The organism is Bacillus vallismortis, assembly GCF_004116955.1.
GTDB classification, from domain to species: domain Bacteria; phylum Bacillota; class Bacilli; order Bacillales; family Bacillaceae; genus Bacillus; species Bacillus vallismortis.
Genome location: NZ_CP026362.1, coordinates 4170856 through 4187983, shown reverse-complemented (window position 1 = coordinate 4187983; position 17128 = coordinate 4170856). Strand labels below are relative to the sequence as shown.

Genomic DNA, 17128 nt, shown 5'->3' with positions numbered 1-17128 from the left:
CTCCCCCTATCATCCTTCAGATGTGATCGGTGATTCAGAAAGCATCTGCTCCATTTCCTGCACAATGAGATATCCTTGATTCGGCCGCATGCGAATAGAAAATGCATGATCACTGATCTTCTCACCCAGTTTCCACGGACGATGATAAGCAAGGAGCGTCTCTTCCACCTCTAAAATATCCGGAGCCCCGATAAAAAACGGCAGCTCAGCTATGACATATTCAACAGCCAGATTCAGCATATCCTCACTGACTTCTTCCATCATCAAACTAATGCCGCGCGCGCGTCCAACCAACGCTTCACGAGACATATCCAAACAAGCCTGGCGAAAATGAGGCTGTTCAAAAAACGCATGTTCAGCTTCTTGTCTCATCAGCTGATAGGCTTTGTTTTCCGTAAAATCAGAAAATGTATGGATCGCCTCCGGGTCTCCGCCATGAGCCGCAAGAGCCCTTTCAGCAAATCTTCGGTTTCGCGATACCTCTTTTCTGACTTTTCGTTCCGCCTTGCCTCTGGGAGTTCCGAGGGCTTCAAGAAGATTAGCCGCCTCATGCCCTGCAAGCAAAACAGAAACACTCTTAAATTCAGCGGTTGCCCATCCAATCAATCTGTAAATATAGTCCTCAGAAAACCTGCTGTTAAACGGGCTGATCCCCAACAAAACATGCCGGCGCCGTTCAAATATTTCTCTGCAATTTTGTGTCAGAGACTCAGCAGTAAAATGCACAGGCTTTTTTTCCGTCACCATTTCGGTCATCTCATTCACCCCTAAAAACTTATCCCGCTTTAAGTCAGCACCCTCAAAGATGAGATAGAACAACTGGCACAACTGAACAAGACGAATGACAGGCAGCACTTAAAGTTTCCAAGTGAATTATAGTAAGATTCCAACTTCTTTTTCATTATTACAATGCACATCATAATTAATGTTTACTAGTAAACATTAGTCATTTTATCCCTTATTCTTCCTTTCGTCAATACGATCAGCACCCAAATACTTGAAAATAAATGTTAATGTCACATTTTTCACACACTTTTTACACTGATGCTCCACATGACTAACAGCAAATAAAGTTTAAACACCAGCAATTGACAACGAAAACAAGAAAAGATAAAATTAAATCGTTCACCAGTAAACAATATTGTTTATTGTTTTATTGTAAACGATTATTTCTCAGAAAGAGGGTAGCCTATGTCTGATTTGACAAAGCAGATGATATACGACATATACGTGAGACTTCTGCACCTTAATGAACAAAAAGCGAACACTTCGCTTCAGCAGTTTTTCAAGGTGGCCGCAGAAAAGGATGTGATGGATGTTCCTAAAAACATGACAAGCATTCATGTTATTGACTGTATCGGCCAGCATGAACCCATTAACAATGCGGGAATCGCCAGAAAAATGAACTTATCGAAGGCGAATGTCACGAAAATCAGCACAAAACTGATTAAGGAAGAATTCATTAACAGCTATCAGCTGACAGATAACAAGAAAGAAGTGTATTTCAAATTAACCCGCAAAGGCAGACGGATTTTCGACTTGCATGAGAAATTGCATAAAAAAAAGGAGCTGGCGTTTTACCAATTCCTCGACTCATTCTCACAAGATGAGCAAAATGCTGTACTGAAATTTTTAGAGCAGCTGACGTCTTCACTTGAAGCAGAACAAACCAACGAGACTCCGGACAAATAACACAAAAGGCGGTGTACACAATGGCTCAAACGAAATCAAAGGCGGTATTGATCTTATATATTGTTTGCTTCAGCGCTTTTTTTGCGTCTTTAAGCCAAAACATTTATTCACCTATCATCCCGATTATTAAAGAATCGTTCCATGTTTCCGCAGCAATGGTCAATCTGTCAGTCTCAGTCTTTATGATTGTGACAGCGATTATGCAAATTATTTTAGGGACCATCATCGATTTTAAAGGCGCACGGTTTGTTTTGATCGCTGGAATTCTGGCAACGGCAGCTGCCAGCGTCGGCTGCGCGGTGACCACCGATTTTACTTTGTTTCTGATATTCAGAATGATACAGGCGGCCGGGTCCGCAGCACTGCCTCTTATTGCTGCCACAACGATCGGAAAGCTGTTTACAGGCAGTGAACGCGGAAGTGCCATGGGAACGTATCAAATGCTCCTTTCCGCCGCCCCGGCTATCGCACCTGTCCTCGGGGGATTGATTGGCGGAGCAGCCGGGTACGAAGGGATCTTTTGGATGCTTACGGCCATCTCTGTCATTATGCTGGCGGCAAACGCCATGATCTTTCCCAAGGACGCTCCCGCTGAATCTAAGCAGAAAGCTAAGGGCAATGTTTTTGCCCATTACAAATCAATATTTACAAATCGAACAGGAAACGTCATTTTAACCTTAAGCTTTGTCCTCTTTTTCATTTATTTTGCGGTAATCGTCTACCTCCCGATATTGCTGACGGAGCATTATCATATTGATGTGAGCATAGCAGGGCTGTTGTATTTGCCGCTGGCCCTTAGTACAATCGCAGGTACGTTTCTGTTTAAACGGATACAGGCAAAAGTCGCGCTGAACACTTTGTTTATCGGCAGCAATGTGATGGCGGCCTGCAGCATCATTTTATTCGCCGTTACACATTCCGTTTCTCTTATTCTCATGGCTCTCACACTGGCATTGTTTGGCATCTCAATGGGGATCATTCCTCCCTTGTACTCCACAATGATCACCAACGAATTTGAACACAACAGGGGGAGTGCAATCGGAATGTTTAACTTTATCAGATACACAGGCATGGCGGCAGGCCCGATGATATCTGCCTATCTGCTCACCATGATGCCGTCTGTCATGTCGTTTGGCCTCTTAGGCCTTATATTTGCCGCATTGAGCTTTTGCCTTCTGCCGCAATTGTATCCGCCGCAAAAGCGCATGAAACAAAAAAAGCACCACATGTAAAAAAGCTGCCCTTTGATGGCAGCTTTTTATCTCTTTTGCAGAGGTTCTAAAATTCCTTTTTGAATCAGCAAATGGAACACCGATAGAATAACAGATGCCCAAATCGCTGTGCCGAAGCCGCCAATTTGAAAACTGTCACCCATAATGGACGCGGTCATCATAAGCGTAATGGCGTTAATCACAAACAAGAAGAGACCGAACGTCACCATGGTGACTGGCAGTGTGAAGATAATCAACAGCGGTTTGATCAGCACGTTTAAGATCGATAAAATGAGGCTGGCGATAATCGCTGCCCCGAAGCTGCTGATATGGATGGAGTCAATGTATCCATCAATGACGATTAATAACAATGCATTGACTAAAATGCTGACTGCCCATTTTACCATGTCATTTCATATCCCTTTCTGACGGGACGATAAAAATCCAAATGATATAAATCAGCAAAACAGGGAAAACACTTGTCATAACAGCTAAGATGACAGTTATGACCCTGAGGAGTGATGCGTCCCAATTGAAATATTCCGCGAGACCGCCGATGACACCGGCCATTTTTTTGTTTTTTTCTGAACGGTAAAGCCTATTCATTCGATCACCTCTGTGAGTACTTTAGTTTGATAGCGCCTGTTAATGATTCTGAAAAGACGGTGATGTTTTGATCATGTGCCTGATTTGAAGTGAACATCAATTCTTTTTGAATGGTATCATTTTTTTCTTTCAGCATCTCGACATCCATTAATTCATGGGACAGCGAACCAAGGTTGCTTTTCAGCTCTGCCTTTACGGCAAGGTCTTCCGGAATCGCAAGTTCCACATTTCCAGTCGTTGTTTTTGCATAAATGGAGCGGCAGTCTGATTCAGTTACGTTCATCGCAATATTTCCGTTAAAGCTCTGAACGTCAATGGATTCGCTTCTCCCGCGGAGATCAATCAATCCGTTAATGGTTTCCGCTTCTATCGAGCCGCAGTTGTGGCTGGCAAGCTTAATTTGCCCGTTGGCCGTTTCTGCTGTGGCTTTTTCAGCTGTTAAGTGCGTGAACGACAGCACGCCGTTTGTCGTTTTCGCCGAGAACTCTTTTACATGTAAATGTTCCCCTCTGACTGGACCATTAAACAGCTTCACCCGAATCTTATCATACTCCTTCTGCGGAATATATAAAGCCACATTCGTTTTCATCGTTTTCTTCTCAGTGCGGATAAAAAACTTATTTCCTTTCATTTCACATTCAATATGCTGAAGAAATGCATGTCTCGCCGCATCCTGGCTGTCAGCGCGATATACCTTCGCCTGGCATTCCGCCCTGATATCCTCATCTTCCCAAGGGACGATATTTACGCTGCCGTTGGCGATTTGCAGGTCAATGCTGGAAAGGTCAGTATCTTTAAATTGAAAAATGTGTTGAACATCATACGCATGGCCAAAGTTCAAATCAAGGTCAACTTCCTTGACCTTTTTCACCGCAGAATCAATCCAGTCAAACAGCTTAGCTCCTAAAGACGGTTTGCCGCTTTCTTTTTTTGTTGCTGTAAACGGCTCTTCCTCGTCATGTACATGAACTGAAAGCGCTGTGATTTTTTCTTCTTTTTCCTTGTAGTCACTTTCAAGCTTTTCAATCAATGTCAATGCCTCTTGTGCTGTAAGTTTTCCTTCTTCCACAAGCTTAAGGATGCGTTCCTTTTCTTGCTTCATTACGATCTCCTCCCCATTGTCTACTTATGCTGCGCGCAGCACCTTAATACCCTGAATCACATTCCAAACCATAATGCCAATGACAACTAAGAAGTAAATAACCGCTCCCCCAATCATCACAAATACAGGCAGCAGGCTGTCTCCATCAATTGCAATGGCTCCGCCCAGAAAAGCGATAAAAAGGACCAGCCAGCCGGCAAAAGGAACAATATGAGAAATAAGAGAACGTATCGCGTGGCGTTTTGTTTCTTTCTCATCTACAACAAAGTAAGCGACAATCGGCACAATGATCGGCGCGATAAACACACTAAAATAACAAAGTGATGCGATAATGGCTTGATTACGGTTCAATTCATTTCACACTCCCATAACAGTGAATTATCCATGACAAAAGGTCAGGGACGTTTTACTTATTCATACGTTTAAAACCTCATAAGGTTTCATATTCATGCTAAAGACATGCTTCGATTTACGGAATTTGGATTTTAAAAAGTTTTAGAAGTAGAATCTTCCGGCTGTACCGATTACAATATGTAAAAAGCTTACGGCAATCAAGGAGGCTGGACAAGCAATGGAGAAAGATACCGGTGACTATACAGTAACACAAGAATCATTGTTAAAGCTGATTCATGAACAAAAACGAATGAATCGTGAAATGATCGCTGAGCTTGAACAGATTCACGGACCTCTTCCGATCTCTCACGATATTCAATATATAAAAGTGCTGCTCGACAGCAGCAATACACACATTGTTCAAGATTTAATAAATGTAAGCAGGCAGCTGTATAAGAAGACGGAGACATTGTAATGGCAGAAAAAGCTGCAAATCATTATAACCGAAACAAATGCTAAAGGTTAGATGACAATATCTTGCCTTTTTTGTTTTGAAGGTAACAAGTGATTCTCTGGGCGCCACACCATCATTGTAACAAAAAAAGCCTGCCGGCATATCCAACGAATGGACTGTCGGCAAGCTGTGACGGCCAGAAAAAACGATAGCCGTTTAGAAATTAACGTAATAATTGAAGTACGTTTTGCGGCTGTTGGTTCGCTTGAGCAAGCATTGCTTGAGAAGCTTGAGAAAGAATGTTGTTCTTTGTGAACTCGCTCATTTCTTTCGCCATGTCAACGTCACGGATACGAGACTCAGCAGCTGTCAGGTTTTCACCAGAAGCGCCTAAGTTGTTGATTGTGTGCTCTAGACGGTTTTGTACCGCACCTAATTCAGAACGTTGTTTTGAAACTGTGTTGATTGCTCCATCAACGATAGCCAATTGGTCATTAAAACCGCCATCTTCACCAGCTTTAATAGTCTCAAAATTTTTCACATTAATATCTTGCACAGATTTCCCAGTAACAAGAGCACCACTTGTTTCATCAACTTTTCCGATAGCCTTAGCACTCATATCTTCAATGTGTACAGATAGCTGCTGACCGCCATTTGCACCAATTTGGAATGTGAGCTCTTTTCCATCAGTAGAATTGAAATCTCCATTAAGAAGTTTCTTACCGTTAAACTCGGTACGGTCAGAGATACCGTTAGCGTTAGTTCCGCCACCAAGTTCCTCAACTAAGGAATCAATTTCGTCTTGAATAGCGCCAAGATCTGTAGTATCTTGAGTACCTGTGTTTCCTGCTTGAACAACTAGTTCACGAACACGCTGAAGGATTGAGTGAGTTTCGGTCAATGCACCCTCAGCTGTTTGGATAAGAGAGATCCCGTCTTGAGAGTTTTTAGAAGCCATTTCTAGACCTCTGATTTGTCCTCTCATTTTTTCAGAAATCGCAAGACCTGCTGCGTCATCACCCGCACGGTTGATCCGTAGGCCTGAAGAAAGCTTCTCCATGTTTTTAGAACTTGCATTGTTGTTTGAAGACAAACGGTTCAGTGTGTTAAGCGCTGCGATATTGTGGTTAATTCTCATGTAAAATACCTCCATGTGTATATGTTTTTGAAATCAAAGACTTCCTTTTCTTCGATTTCTGGCACTGTGATTCCAGTAAAGCTTCTGGCTGTTATGTAGATCCTTCATAAAGGATACCTTCAAATCCCTTCATATAAAGGGCTTTTTTGCTTAATATGGAACACATTGTCCGCCCTTCAATATATCGGCAGTATTTTGTAAATGTTTAGGCGTTTTTCCAAAGAAATTTTCCCCATTTAAAAAAATGCCTCTAAATATCGCAAATTATTTTTCTTTTCTCGTTAAACTATAAAGGAAGCTTGCCTGCTAAGCCCAATCATGGACTCGCTGACAAGCTCCCTCTGAAAAGCTTATTATTAAGAAGTAGCCGCTTCTTTTGTGTCCAAGAGCGATTTCATTCGTTTTTTGTCCCGCTCCATAACAGGCTTCAAATATCGTCCTGTATACGACTCTTCGACTTCAGTAATGTCTTCAGGCGTTCCCGATGCGACAATGGTTCCGCCTCCGTCTCCGCCTTCTGGGCCCAGATCGACAATGTAATCCGCCGTCTTAATGATATCAAGATTGTGCTCAATGACGAGTACTGTATCTCCATTGTCAACCAAACGCTGAAGCACGACAAGAAGTCTGGCGATATCATCGACGTGCAGACCTGTTGTCGGTTCATCTAAAATGTAAAGCGTTCGCCCTGTTGACCGTTTGTGCAGCTCAGATGCAAGCTTTACGCGCTGCGCTTCTCCACCCGACAAAGTTGTTGCCGGCTGTCCGAGCGTAATGTAACCTAAACCAACATCATAAAGGGTTTGGAGCTTACGCTTGATTTTCGGGATATTTTCAAAGAAAGCAAGAGCATCTTCCACCGTCATATCAAGCACATCAGAGATGCTCTTTCCTTTGTATGTCACTTCAAGCGTTTCCCGGTTATAGCGTTTGCCGTGGCACACCTCGCACGGAACATACACGTCAGGAAGGAAGTGCATTTCAATTTTAATAATCCCGTCTCCGCGGCAGGCTTCACATCGCCCGCCCTTCACGTTAAAGCTGAAACGACCTTTTTTATAGCCGCGGACTTTCGCTTCATTTGTCTGTGCGAATACATCGCGAATGTCGTCAAACACACCGGTGTATGTCGCTGGATTGGATCTCGGCGTTCTGCCGATTGGCGCTTGGTCAATATCTATGACTTTGTCCAGGTGATCCAAACCTTTAATCTCTTTATGGCTGCCAGGCTTCGCTTTCGCTTTATGAAGCTTTTGCGCCAGCGCCTTATGCAAAATTTCATTGACGAGTGTGCTCTTCCCTGAGCCGGAAACTCCTGTAACCGCTGTGAACGTTCCTAGCGGAAACTTGGCATTCGCCTTTTTCAGGTTATTTTCTGAAGCGCCTTTAATCTCAATAAAACGGCCATCCGGCTTTCTTCTTTCAGGAGGCAGCGGGATGAATTTTTTCCCTGATAAATAGCTGCCCGTTAATGAGTTGGCATCTTCCATCACTTCTTCCGGCTTACCCGCGGATATCACCTGTCCGCCGTGAATGCCGGCGCCGGGCCCAATATCAATTAAATAATCGGCTGCCATCATCGTGTCCTCATCGTGTTCGACAACAATCAGCGTGTTCCCAAGGTCTCTCATATTTTTCAAAGCGCTGATCAAGCGGTCGTTATCACGCTGATGCAGGCCGATAGACGGCTCGTCTAAAATATAAAGCACACCTGATAAGCGCGAACCAATTTGAGTGGCCAGCCTGATACGCTGCGCCTCTCCCCCGGACAATGTTCCCGCTGCCCTGCTCAGTGTCAGGTAATCAAGGCCGACTTTGTCCAGAAAGCTTAAACGCTCTACAATTTCACGCAAGATCAAATTGGCAATCTGCATATCTTTCTCAGAAAGGGTAAGGCCTTTGAAGAAATCAAGCGCGTCTCTGACAGACAACTCGGTAATTTTACCGATGTGGCGTCCGTCAATCAGTACGGCAAGCGCCTCTTTCTTTAACCGATAGCCTTTGCATGTCGGACAAGACTTCTGGGACATATACTGCTCCATTTGTTCACGGATGTAATCGGAGCTTGTCTCCTTATAGCGTCTTTCAATATTGCGCAATACGCCTTCAAATTGTATTTCGCCTTCACGTATTTGCCCAAAATCATTTTCATAACGGAAATAAATCAAGTCGTCTCCGCTGCCGTACAGCACTTTATCGAGCTGATGCATCGGCAAATCTTTTACCGGCACGTCCATATCAATGCCGTAGTGGGTGCAGACCGCCTCAAGCAGCTGCGGATAATATTGGGAGCTGATCGGTGTCCAAGGAGCGACCGCATTCTCCTTCAATGACAAATCTTGATTGGGGATGACGAGATCCGCATCCACTTCGAGCTTCATTCCGAGGCCGTCACATGTCGGACACGCGCCAAACGGACTGTTGAATGAAAAAAGCCGCGGCTCAAGCTCGCCGATTGAAAATCCGCAGTGCGGGCAGGCATGATGCTCACTAAACATCAGCTCTTCCTCACCAATGACATCAATCATAACCCGTCCTTCACCTAAACGGAGCGCCGTTTCCAATGAATCTGACAGGCGGGCCGCCACGCCTTCTTTCACCACAATCCGGTCAATGACAACCTCAATCGAATGCTTTTTATTCTTTTCTAATTCAATATCATCAGAAAGCTCAGCCATTTCGCCGTCAATTCGAACTCTGACATAGCCTTGTTTTCTGATCTGTTCAAGCACTTTCACATGAGCGCCTTTTCGGCCAGAGACAATCGGGGCCAGTACCTGAAGCTTCGTACGTTCCGGGTATTCCAGAATTCTGTCGACCATTTGCTCGATGGTTTGCGATGTAATCTCAATTCCGTGCTCCGGACAATGAGGCTTCCCTACTCTCGCATATAAAAGACGCAGATAATCATAGATCTCAGTTACCGTACCGACAGTTGACCTCGGGTTGCGGCTCGTTGTTTTCTGATCGATGCTGATAGCCGGAGACAACCCCTCAATTGCATCAACATCAGGCTTATCCATCTGCCCTAAAAATTGTCGGGCATAGGCAGACAGCGACTCGACATACCGTCTCTGCCCTTCCGCATATATGGTGTCAAAGGCAAGGGAGGATTTTCCTGATCCGGACAAACCCGTGACAACGACAAGCTGATCTCTTGGAATCGTTACATCTATATTTTTCAGGTTATGCGCCCTTGCTCCCTTCACCTCTATCCGATCCATAGCCATATGTTCATCATCCTTCCGCTTTTAGCTCTAAAAGTAAATCGCGAAGCTCCGCGGCTCTTTCAAAGTCAAGCGCCTTGGCGGCTTCTTTCATTTCGTGCTCCATCTGTTCAACGATTTTCTGGCGTTCTTTCTTCGTCATTTTCGACAGCTTAGGCGCGGCTTTTGTTTTGTATTCGGCTTTATCCTCAGCTGCTGCTGTGGCACGAATGACATCGCGAATTTCTTTATTTATCGTTTTCGGCGTAATGCCGTGCTCTTCGTTAAAACGCTCCTGCTGCTCGCGGCGGCGTTTTGTTTCATTCATCGCAATTTCCATCGACTTCGTTACTTTATCTGCATACATAATGACGCGGCCTTCAGCGTTCCTCGCTGCCCGTCCGATCGTCTGGATCAGCGACCGCTCCGAACGGAGGAAGCCTTCCTTATCCGCATCCAAAATGGCAACGAGAGATACTTCGGGAATATCGAGGCCTTCCCTCAGCAGGTTGATGCCGATGAGAACATCATGCTTCCCAAGGCGCAGATCACGGATAATTTCAATCCGTTCAAGCGTCTTAATCTCTGAATGCAGATAGTTTACTTTAATGCCAATTTCCTTCAGATAATCCGTCAGGTCCTCTGACATTTTCTTCGTCAAGGTTGTCACGAGAACCCGCTCATCCCGTTCGACTCTTGCTTGAATTTCGCCGATCAAGTCATCAATCTGGCCTTCAATCGGACGTACATCAATCAGCGGGTCAAGAAGCCCCGTAGGACGGATGATCTGCTCAATCATTTCATCCGTATGCTCAATCTCATACGGCCCTGGCGTTGCTGATACATACACGATATTGTGCATATGCTTTTCAAACTCTTCAAAACGGAGCGGACGGTTATCAAGCGCTGACGGAAGACGGAACCCATGATCCACAAGCACCTGTTTCCGCGCCTGGTCTCCGTTAAACATGCCGCGCACCTGAGGAATCGTCACATGCGACTCATCTACCACGATCATAAAATCGTCAGGAAAATAATCAAGAAGCGTATACGGCGTTGAACCTGGAGGCCGAAGCGTCAAATGTCTTGAATAGTTCTCAATGCCGGAGCAGAAACCCATTTCCCGCATCATCTCAAGATCGTACCTTGTCCGCTGCTCTAAACGCTGCGCTTCAAGCAGCTTGCCGTTTTCGTGCATGACCTTCAGCTGCTCCTCAAGCTCCTTCTCGATATTTTGAATCGCTTTCTCCATTTTCTCGGCCCGCGTTACGAAGTGGGACGCCGGGAAAATCGCAACATGGTCACGGTCACCGAGAATTTCTCCTGTCAGGGCGTCCACTTCCCTGATCCGTTCGATTTCATCACCGAAAAATTCAACCCTGATACAATGTTCATCACGAGAGGCAGGGAAGATTTCCACTACATCTCCGCGCACACGAAATGTCCCGCGCTGGAAGTCGATATCATTGCGGGCATATTGGATGTCTACAAGTTTCCTGAGCAGCTCGTTGCGCTCAATTTCCATTTCAGGCCGCAGTGACACGACCATTTCCCGGTATTCTTCAGGCGAACCGAGGCCATATATACAAGATACACTCGCGATGATAATGACATCTCTCCGCTCAAACAGAGACGATGTGGCGGAGTGTCTCAGTTTATCAATTTCATCATTAATACTGGCGTCTTTTTCTATAAACGTATCCGTTTGAGGCACATACGCCTCCGGCTGATAATAATCATAGTAACTGACAAAATACTCGACAGCGTTGTTCGGAAAAAACTCCTTGAACTCGCTGTAAAGCTGTCCGGCAAGGGTTTTGTTATGGGCAATGACGAGGGTCGGCTTATTGACTTCTTTAATCAAATTGGACACCGTAAATGTTTTGCCCGTTCCTGTCGCACCCAGCAGAGTCTGATGCTTCTTGCCCTCCTGAATTCCTTTTACAAGTTTTTCAATGGCTTTCGGCTGATCTCCCTGGGGCTGGTATTTCGAGACTAACTCAAAGCGATCTTTCACAAAATAAGCCTCCGTTTCTTTAACGAAATCTTCCTATAGATATAGTAACACAATGGAATGGAAAATCACCAAAAATACGAACTAAAGTTCGGTGGTTTTTTATTTCCAGCTGTTTTCGTGTATAAAAAACCTGCTTTTAAAACGTAAAAGCAGGAATTCATTCGTTATATTCATTATGTCCGATTTACTCTTCTTTTTTCTCAGCAGTTTTTTTGGCCATGTACAGTCCGCCAGCCACAAGAGACACAACGTCCAATCCTACAATAAAATACGTTTCTGTATAGCCTTTTAAATAAGAGGCAAACAGCAATGCAGCTGTCAGAGCGATCGCCACATAATGATTAAAGGTGACTCTTGTAAATAAGACAACCAGCATAAAAGGGAAAAATAATGCAAAAACGGCTTTTGTAATCAACAAAAACCCTCCTCAATGATTCTTCATCTGATTTGATTATAGTAAAAAATGAAGAATCGGACAATCTGCAATCGTTCCCCTTTCTACACCATACCCTTTTTCTGCTTAAATCAATCATCATCTTTGCACTTTGGCTCCAGGCACAAGAAGCATTTGCGGCACTTTTGCATGAGGGCATTATGTCTTAGCTTGATATCGAAGCCCGCCTCCATAGCAGAACGCCGGCGAGAATAAATAGGCGGACAGCACTAGTTTGACTGCATTTTTCATGATCATTCAACTAACTTAACGATTCATTTTATTTAGGACTTTCTGCTTTTGACATCATTTTCCTGAAAACTTACAATTGAGCGATAGTGTTCACTATCATTTTTGAACACAGGCTCCGTCATAAAAGACTAAAGAGAAAAACAAAATGAAGGAAAGAGGGGTTTCAAATATGTATTCTGTTTTATTTCGACAGGCAGAAGCGTCCAGCCAGCTGGCTGGCGCAAAAGGCATGAATTTAATTAAACTGACCAAACACGGGCTTCCTGTTCCGGACGGGTTTGTTATCCAGACGAATGCGCTCTCCCGTTTTATGGAGGATAACCACCTTCATCAAACTAGCGAAGGCATCGAAAAGGAGATCATCGCCGGAACATTTTCAGATGAACTGAAACACGAGCTGACAAATTCCTTTTACAAGTTAAGAGACTCATACCGCTCCGTTGCCGTGCGCTCTTCGTCTGCCTCGGAAGATTTAGAAGGCGCTTCATTCGCGGGTCAATACGAAACCTACTTAAATATTAAAACAGAAGAAGAGTTTCTAGCTAAAGTGAAAGAATGCTGGGCCTCATTTTTCTCAGGCCGAGTCAGCAGCTATAAGAAAAAAATGAACAACCAAATCGCAGAGCCGTTAATGGGCGTTGTCGTTCAGGGCCTGATCGATTCAGACGTATCAGGTGTTATTTTCAGCCGCAATCCCGTTACCCATGATGATAGAGAGCTATTAATCAGCGCCAGCTATGGTTTGGGAGAAGCTATCGTTTCAGGAAGTGTCACCCCAGACACATTTATAGTCAATAAATCTTCGTTTGAGATTCAGAAAGAAATAGGTGCAAAAGAAATCTACATGGAGTCCGCGGCAGAAGGAATTGCTGAAAGAACAACGAGCGAAGACATGCGGAGCCGTTTTTGCCTTACAGATGAACAAGTGAGTGAACTGGCTGAAATCACGAAAAAAACCGAAGAGCTGTACGGATATCCAGTCGATATCGAATTCGGAATCGCTGACCATCACGTATACCTTTTGCAGGCCCGCCCGATTACAACCATTGAACAGGACAAAAAAGCGGCAGAAGAAGAACGCAGCTTCATGATAACAGACGCTGACATGAATGATTTCTGGATCAACATGGAATCAAATATTGAAGGTCCGATAAGTCCGTTATTTTCTTCGATCATTGTACCGGCCATGGAATACGGCTTAAAGAAAAACATGCAAAAATTCCCGATTGGTGTAGTCGTTGACGAAGTAAAACTTTATCGCGGACATGTTTATTCCAAAAGCCAAGACGGACAGCAGCCTCAGACTGATGACTGCGGAGAAGAGCTTTTTCCGATATTATCGGAGCGTATGTATGACATCATCAAACACACGTACCTTCCATTTTACGAGACGCTGGATCAGCTCACACAAACTGACCATACTGCTGAAAGCGCACTTGATGCTTTTCGGAAACTAAAAGCCTTTTATCTCACGGCTTATGATGAGCATTTCAATATTGTTTTCCCGCAAATGCTTCTGACAAACAAATTGCAAGCAATGTACCAGCACATTCAAGGCGAATCCGAAAACGCTCATTTTTACGAAATGCTGACAGGTAAAATGAACAAATCATTGGAAACAGACCGCCTCCTATGGCTATTTTCCGTTGAAGTGCAGGAAAACCCGAATCTGCTGTCTATTTTTAAAAACACCAAGCCGGAACAGCTGCAGGAAAAATTGAAACAAACTGATGAGGGCAAACAATTTCTGAGGAACATTCATGAATTTTTACAGGAATACGGGTGGAGATCTGTAAAGAGCCATGATCTGATTGAACAGACCTGGGCTGAAAATCCTTATTATGCCCTGGCCAATATTCAAAATTACGTCCGCAATGGCTATCATTTTGACAATGAATTTCAGAAAACGAAAGAAAAACGAGAGGCATTATACAGTGAATTCTTGGAAAATATAGAAGACCCCAATTTACGTAAAGAATTTGACCGTTATTATCAGTGGACGCTGAACGCTGCAAATATAATGGATGACCACCACTTTTATATTGACGCCATGCTGGATGCCAAGGCGAGAGCCTTTCTGCTCAAGGTAGGTGAATTGTTAGCGGAAAACGGGGTCATTCAAGATCGGGAAGACCTTTGGTTCTTGTATGATGATGACGTGGAAAACGCGCTGCTTCACCCTGTATCCCTGCAAGATAAGGCTGAAAAACGCAGACAGGCCTTTCACGAGTATGAGCTTGCCAAAGCCCCTGCCTATCTCGGAAATCCGACAAAAGAACAGATCAAAATCGCTGAAGAAATTGTCGGCGCTGTGATTGAGGATGAAAAAAATACAGAAAACCATATTTTCGGCATTGCGGCATCAAGCGGCATTGCAACAGGCCCGGTCAAAGTGATTCGAGACGCGAGTGAATTTTCTCGATTCGCGTGTGGGAACATCCTCGTTTGCAAAATGACCACACCGCTATGGACCAGCCTGTTTCAAGATGCCAAAGCGATTATTACAGATACAGGCGGCATTTTATCCCACGCTGCGATTATTGCCCGCGAATACGGCATTCCCGCTGTTCTCGGCACTCGTACAGCAACAGAAAGACTTCGGGACGGAGACATCATTACTGTTGACGGAAGCAACGGCAAAATCACGGTTGTCAGCCGGGCCTGACGCGTTCTCCCCTCTTTCTTATACAAGCGGGGCAGGTGTATACTTGACCTGCCAGTATATTCGTGAGGTGAAACGTATTGAGACCGACAAACAAGAGAATCCTTGACGCTGCCATGCAGCTGCTCGTCAAAAAAGGATATCGCGCAACGACTACAAAACAAATCGCAGAAAAAGCAAAAGTAAGTGAAGCAACGATTTTCAGGAATTTTAAAAATAAACAGGGACTAGTCGAGGCTTTGCTTTCTCAGCATTCTCCAAACAGAAGCCGCATTTTGGAGCAAACAGAAGGCGATTTGCACAAAGACCTGCTTCATATCGGAACCTGTCTCTTGGAAGAGCTCGAACGCAGAAAAGATTTGATTAAAATCAGCTTTCGTGAACCGGCCATGTTCCAAGATGTCATCAACCACGTAACTGAATATCCCCAATCTATGAAACAGCTATTGATTGATTATCTCAAAGGAATGAGTGAAAAAGGGGTTATTCAGACAGGAGATGAAGCGGAGCATGCAGACGTGTTCATGTCGATCGTTTTCGGTTATTTTATTCACCGCCTCCATTTAGGAGACCGGGTGATTTCAATGTCCCAGAAAAAAATGCTGGAGCACAGCACTGCTTTATTTGTCAAAGGAATCTCTCGATGAACTCCTTGGCATAACAAAAAGGAGGATCTCCATGAGTTCAAGAAAAGAATGGGCGCTGATCGTCTCGCTATTATTGGGGGCTATCCTGGTTCCCATTAACTCAACGATGATTGCGGTCGCGCTCTCATCTATATCCCATACGTATAACGAGTCCATCTCGAGCATCACTTGGGTGGTTACCGTTTATTTAATCGTCATGGCAGTCACACAGCCGATCGCTGGAAAACTCGGTGACATGTACGGCAACAAAACAATGTATTTATGGGGTGTCGGTCTCTTTCTTATCGCGTCCTTAGGCTGCGCCCTCTCACCGAGCCTGCTGCTGCTGATTGTCTTTCGCGCATTGCAGGCTGTCGGCGGCGCGCTGCTTACGCCAAACAGCATTGCTATTATCCGTCACGTTGTTTCAGAAAAACGCCTTCCGAAAGTATTTGGATTTTTCGGGCTCGGGGCGGGACTTGGGGCAGCACTCGGGCCTTTCATCGGCTCTATGCTGATTGACAGCTTCAGCTGGCACTCGATTTTTTGGGTCAACATTCCGTTTCTCGCCATTGCCTTATTTACGGCATTTACCATGTTCCCTCCATATCAAGAAATTAAATCTGACGCGCCGCTGGATATTATCGGCTCTCTCTTGCTTGCGGGCAGCATCGTTTCAATTATCCTGCTGACGAAAAATGAGGCTTCATGGGGTTATGCGGCATACAGTGTGTTAATCCTTCTATTTGTCCCGCTTTTTTTCAGAAGAGAAAAACGTACAGAGCACCCCATCATCGATTTTACACTGTTTAAAAGCTCAACGTTTACAAATGCCAATCTATCAGTCCTATTGAGCAATCTGATGATGTATGCCGTCTTATTGATCATGCCGTTATTCATGAAGAGCCAATTTGGGCTTAATACGTCTAACAGCGGGATGGCGCTTTCTGTATTTTCGATCTTTATGTCGGCGAGCAACTGGGCGGGCGCACAGCTTCACCACAAATGGGGGGCAAAGAAAATCATTTTCCTTTCATTTGCCATGATGGCTGGAGCGAATCTATTATTTATGCTGTTAAGCAGCTCGCATTCCGTCTTGTTCCTCATGATCTCTCTTATCTTGGGCGGGCTCGCGTCCGGAGTCGGACTGACCAGCATGCAGGTGTCATCCCTTGCCACAGTAGATCCCGGCATGTCAGGAGTGGCGTCAGGCATTTTCTCGACCTTCCGTTATTTCGGAAGCATCATTTCCTCAGCCTTAATCGGCCTGATATCGGGATATCACAACCTATTTATCATTCTCTTTGCCGTCTCCATCATTGGCGTTTTTGTTTCATTAGGCATCAAACCTGATGAAATGGCACGGCTGGAAAAAAACTCAGCGTAACTCAAAACA

Annotated in this window: 15 protein-coding genes; 6 read left to right on the top strand and 9 right to left on the bottom strand. The window is 44.5% G+C overall.

Going from position 1 to position 17128, the window contains the following annotated elements:
* Positions 1 to 9: 9 nt before the first annotated feature.
* Positions 10 to 756, bottom strand: a complete 747-nt coding sequence (pchC, locus tag BV11031_RS22075) for a cyclo(L-leucyl-L-leucyl) synthase (RefSeq protein ID WP_010328738.1) — start codon at positions 754 to 756, stop codon at positions 10 to 12.
* Positions 757 to 1191: 435 nt separating this feature from the next.
* On the opposite strand from pchC, the gene BV11031_RS22070 reads away from it, so the two are divergent.
* Positions 1192 to 1692, top strand: a complete 501-nt coding sequence (locus BV11031_RS22070; RefSeq protein WP_010328739.1) for a MarR family transcriptional regulator — start codon at positions 1192 to 1194, stop codon at positions 1690 to 1692.
* A 20-nt stretch (positions 1693 to 1712) separates the two neighbouring features.
* Complete coding sequence (locus tag BV11031_RS22065; protein WP_010328740.1) at positions 1713 to 2924, top strand: MFS transporter; 1212 nt, start codon at positions 1713 to 1715, stop codon at positions 2922 to 2924.
* A gap of 26 nt (positions 2925 to 2950) precedes the next feature.
* On the opposite strand, the gene BV11031_RS22060 is transcribed toward BV11031_RS22065, so the two are convergent.
* From BV11031_RS22060 to BV11031_RS22045, 4 genes are read right to left on the bottom strand one after another with little or no spacing between them, the layout of a single operon-like run.
* Entirely contained in the window at positions 2951 to 3310 is a 360-nt protein-coding gene (locus BV11031_RS22060; RefSeq protein WP_010328741.1) for a phage holin family protein, read from the bottom strand.
* Position 3311: 1 nt separating this feature from the next.
* The gene (locus BV11031_RS22055) at positions 3312 to 3509 is read right to left on the bottom strand and encodes a PspC domain-containing protein (RefSeq protein ID WP_003219770.1); all 198 of its coding nucleotides are present in this window, start codon (positions 3507 to 3509) and stop codon (positions 3312 to 3314) included.
* A gap of 4 nt (positions 3510 to 3513) precedes the next feature.
* Positions 3514 to 4611 (bottom strand): DUF4097 family beta strand repeat-containing protein, encoded by a 1098-nt coding sequence (locus tag BV11031_RS22050; protein WP_010328742.1) that lies wholly within the window; start codon positions 4609 to 4611, stop codon positions 3514 to 3516.
* 24 nt (positions 4612 to 4635) lie between these two features.
* Complete coding sequence (locus BV11031_RS22045; RefSeq protein ID WP_010328743.1) at positions 4636 to 4962, bottom strand: hypothetical protein; 327 nt, start codon at positions 4960 to 4962, stop codon at positions 4636 to 4638.
* Between the two features lie 220 nt (positions 4963 to 5182).
* On the opposite strand from BV11031_RS22045, the gene BV11031_RS22040 reads away from it, so the two are divergent.
* On the top strand, positions 5183 to 5419 hold the full coding sequence (locus BV11031_RS22040; protein ID WP_010328744.1) for a hypothetical protein: 237 nt from the start codon (positions 5183 to 5185) through the stop codon (positions 5417 to 5419).
* Positions 5420 to 5621: 202 nt separating this feature from the next.
* Here the strand turns inward: BV11031_RS22040 and hag are convergent, their stop codons facing one another.
* From hag to BV11031_RS22020, 4 genes are all read right to left on the bottom strand, one after another.
* On the bottom strand, positions 5622 to 6536 hold the full coding sequence (gene hag, locus BV11031_RS22035) for a flagellin Hag (RefSeq protein WP_010328745.1): 915 nt from the start codon (positions 6534 to 6536) through the stop codon (positions 5622 to 5624).
* Between the two features lie 356 nt (positions 6537 to 6892).
* On the bottom strand, positions 6893 to 9766 hold the full coding sequence (gene uvrA, locus BV11031_RS22030) for an excinuclease ABC subunit UvrA (RefSeq protein ID WP_010328746.1): 2874 nt from the start codon (positions 9764 to 9766) through the stop codon (positions 6893 to 6895).
* Positions 9767 to 9773: 7 nt separating this feature from the next.
* Complete coding sequence (gene uvrB, locus BV11031_RS22025) at positions 9774 to 11759, bottom strand: excinuclease ABC subunit UvrB (protein ID WP_010328747.1); 1986 nt, start codon at positions 11757 to 11759, stop codon at positions 9774 to 9776.
* A gap of 184 nt (positions 11760 to 11943) precedes the next feature.
* Positions 11944 to 12174 carry a CsbA family protein gene (locus tag BV11031_RS22020; protein WP_010328748.1) on the bottom strand — a complete coding sequence of 77 codons (231 nt, stop codon included), beginning with the start codon at positions 12172 to 12174 and terminating at the stop codon, positions 11944 to 11946.
* Positions 12175 to 12613: 439 nt separating this feature from the next.
* Between BV11031_RS22020 and BV11031_RS22015 the strand changes: the two genes are divergently transcribed.
* From BV11031_RS22015 to BV11031_RS22005, 3 genes are all read left to right on the top strand, one after another.
* On the top strand, positions 12614 to 15109 hold the full coding sequence (locus tag BV11031_RS22015; RefSeq protein WP_010328749.1) for a PEP/pyruvate-binding domain-containing protein: 2496 nt from the start codon (positions 12614 to 12616) through the stop codon (positions 15107 to 15109).
* A gap of 77 nt (positions 15110 to 15186) precedes the next feature.
* Entirely contained in the window at positions 15187 to 15753 is a 567-nt protein-coding gene (locus BV11031_RS22010; protein ID WP_010328750.1) for a TetR/AcrR family transcriptional regulator, read from the top strand.
* 31 nt (positions 15754 to 15784) lie between these two features.
* Positions 15785 to 17119 (top strand): MFS transporter, encoded by a 1335-nt coding sequence (locus BV11031_RS22005; RefSeq protein ID WP_010328751.1) that lies wholly within the window; start codon positions 15785 to 15787, stop codon positions 17117 to 17119.
* The last annotated feature ends 9 nt before the right edge of the window (positions 17120 to 17128 follow it).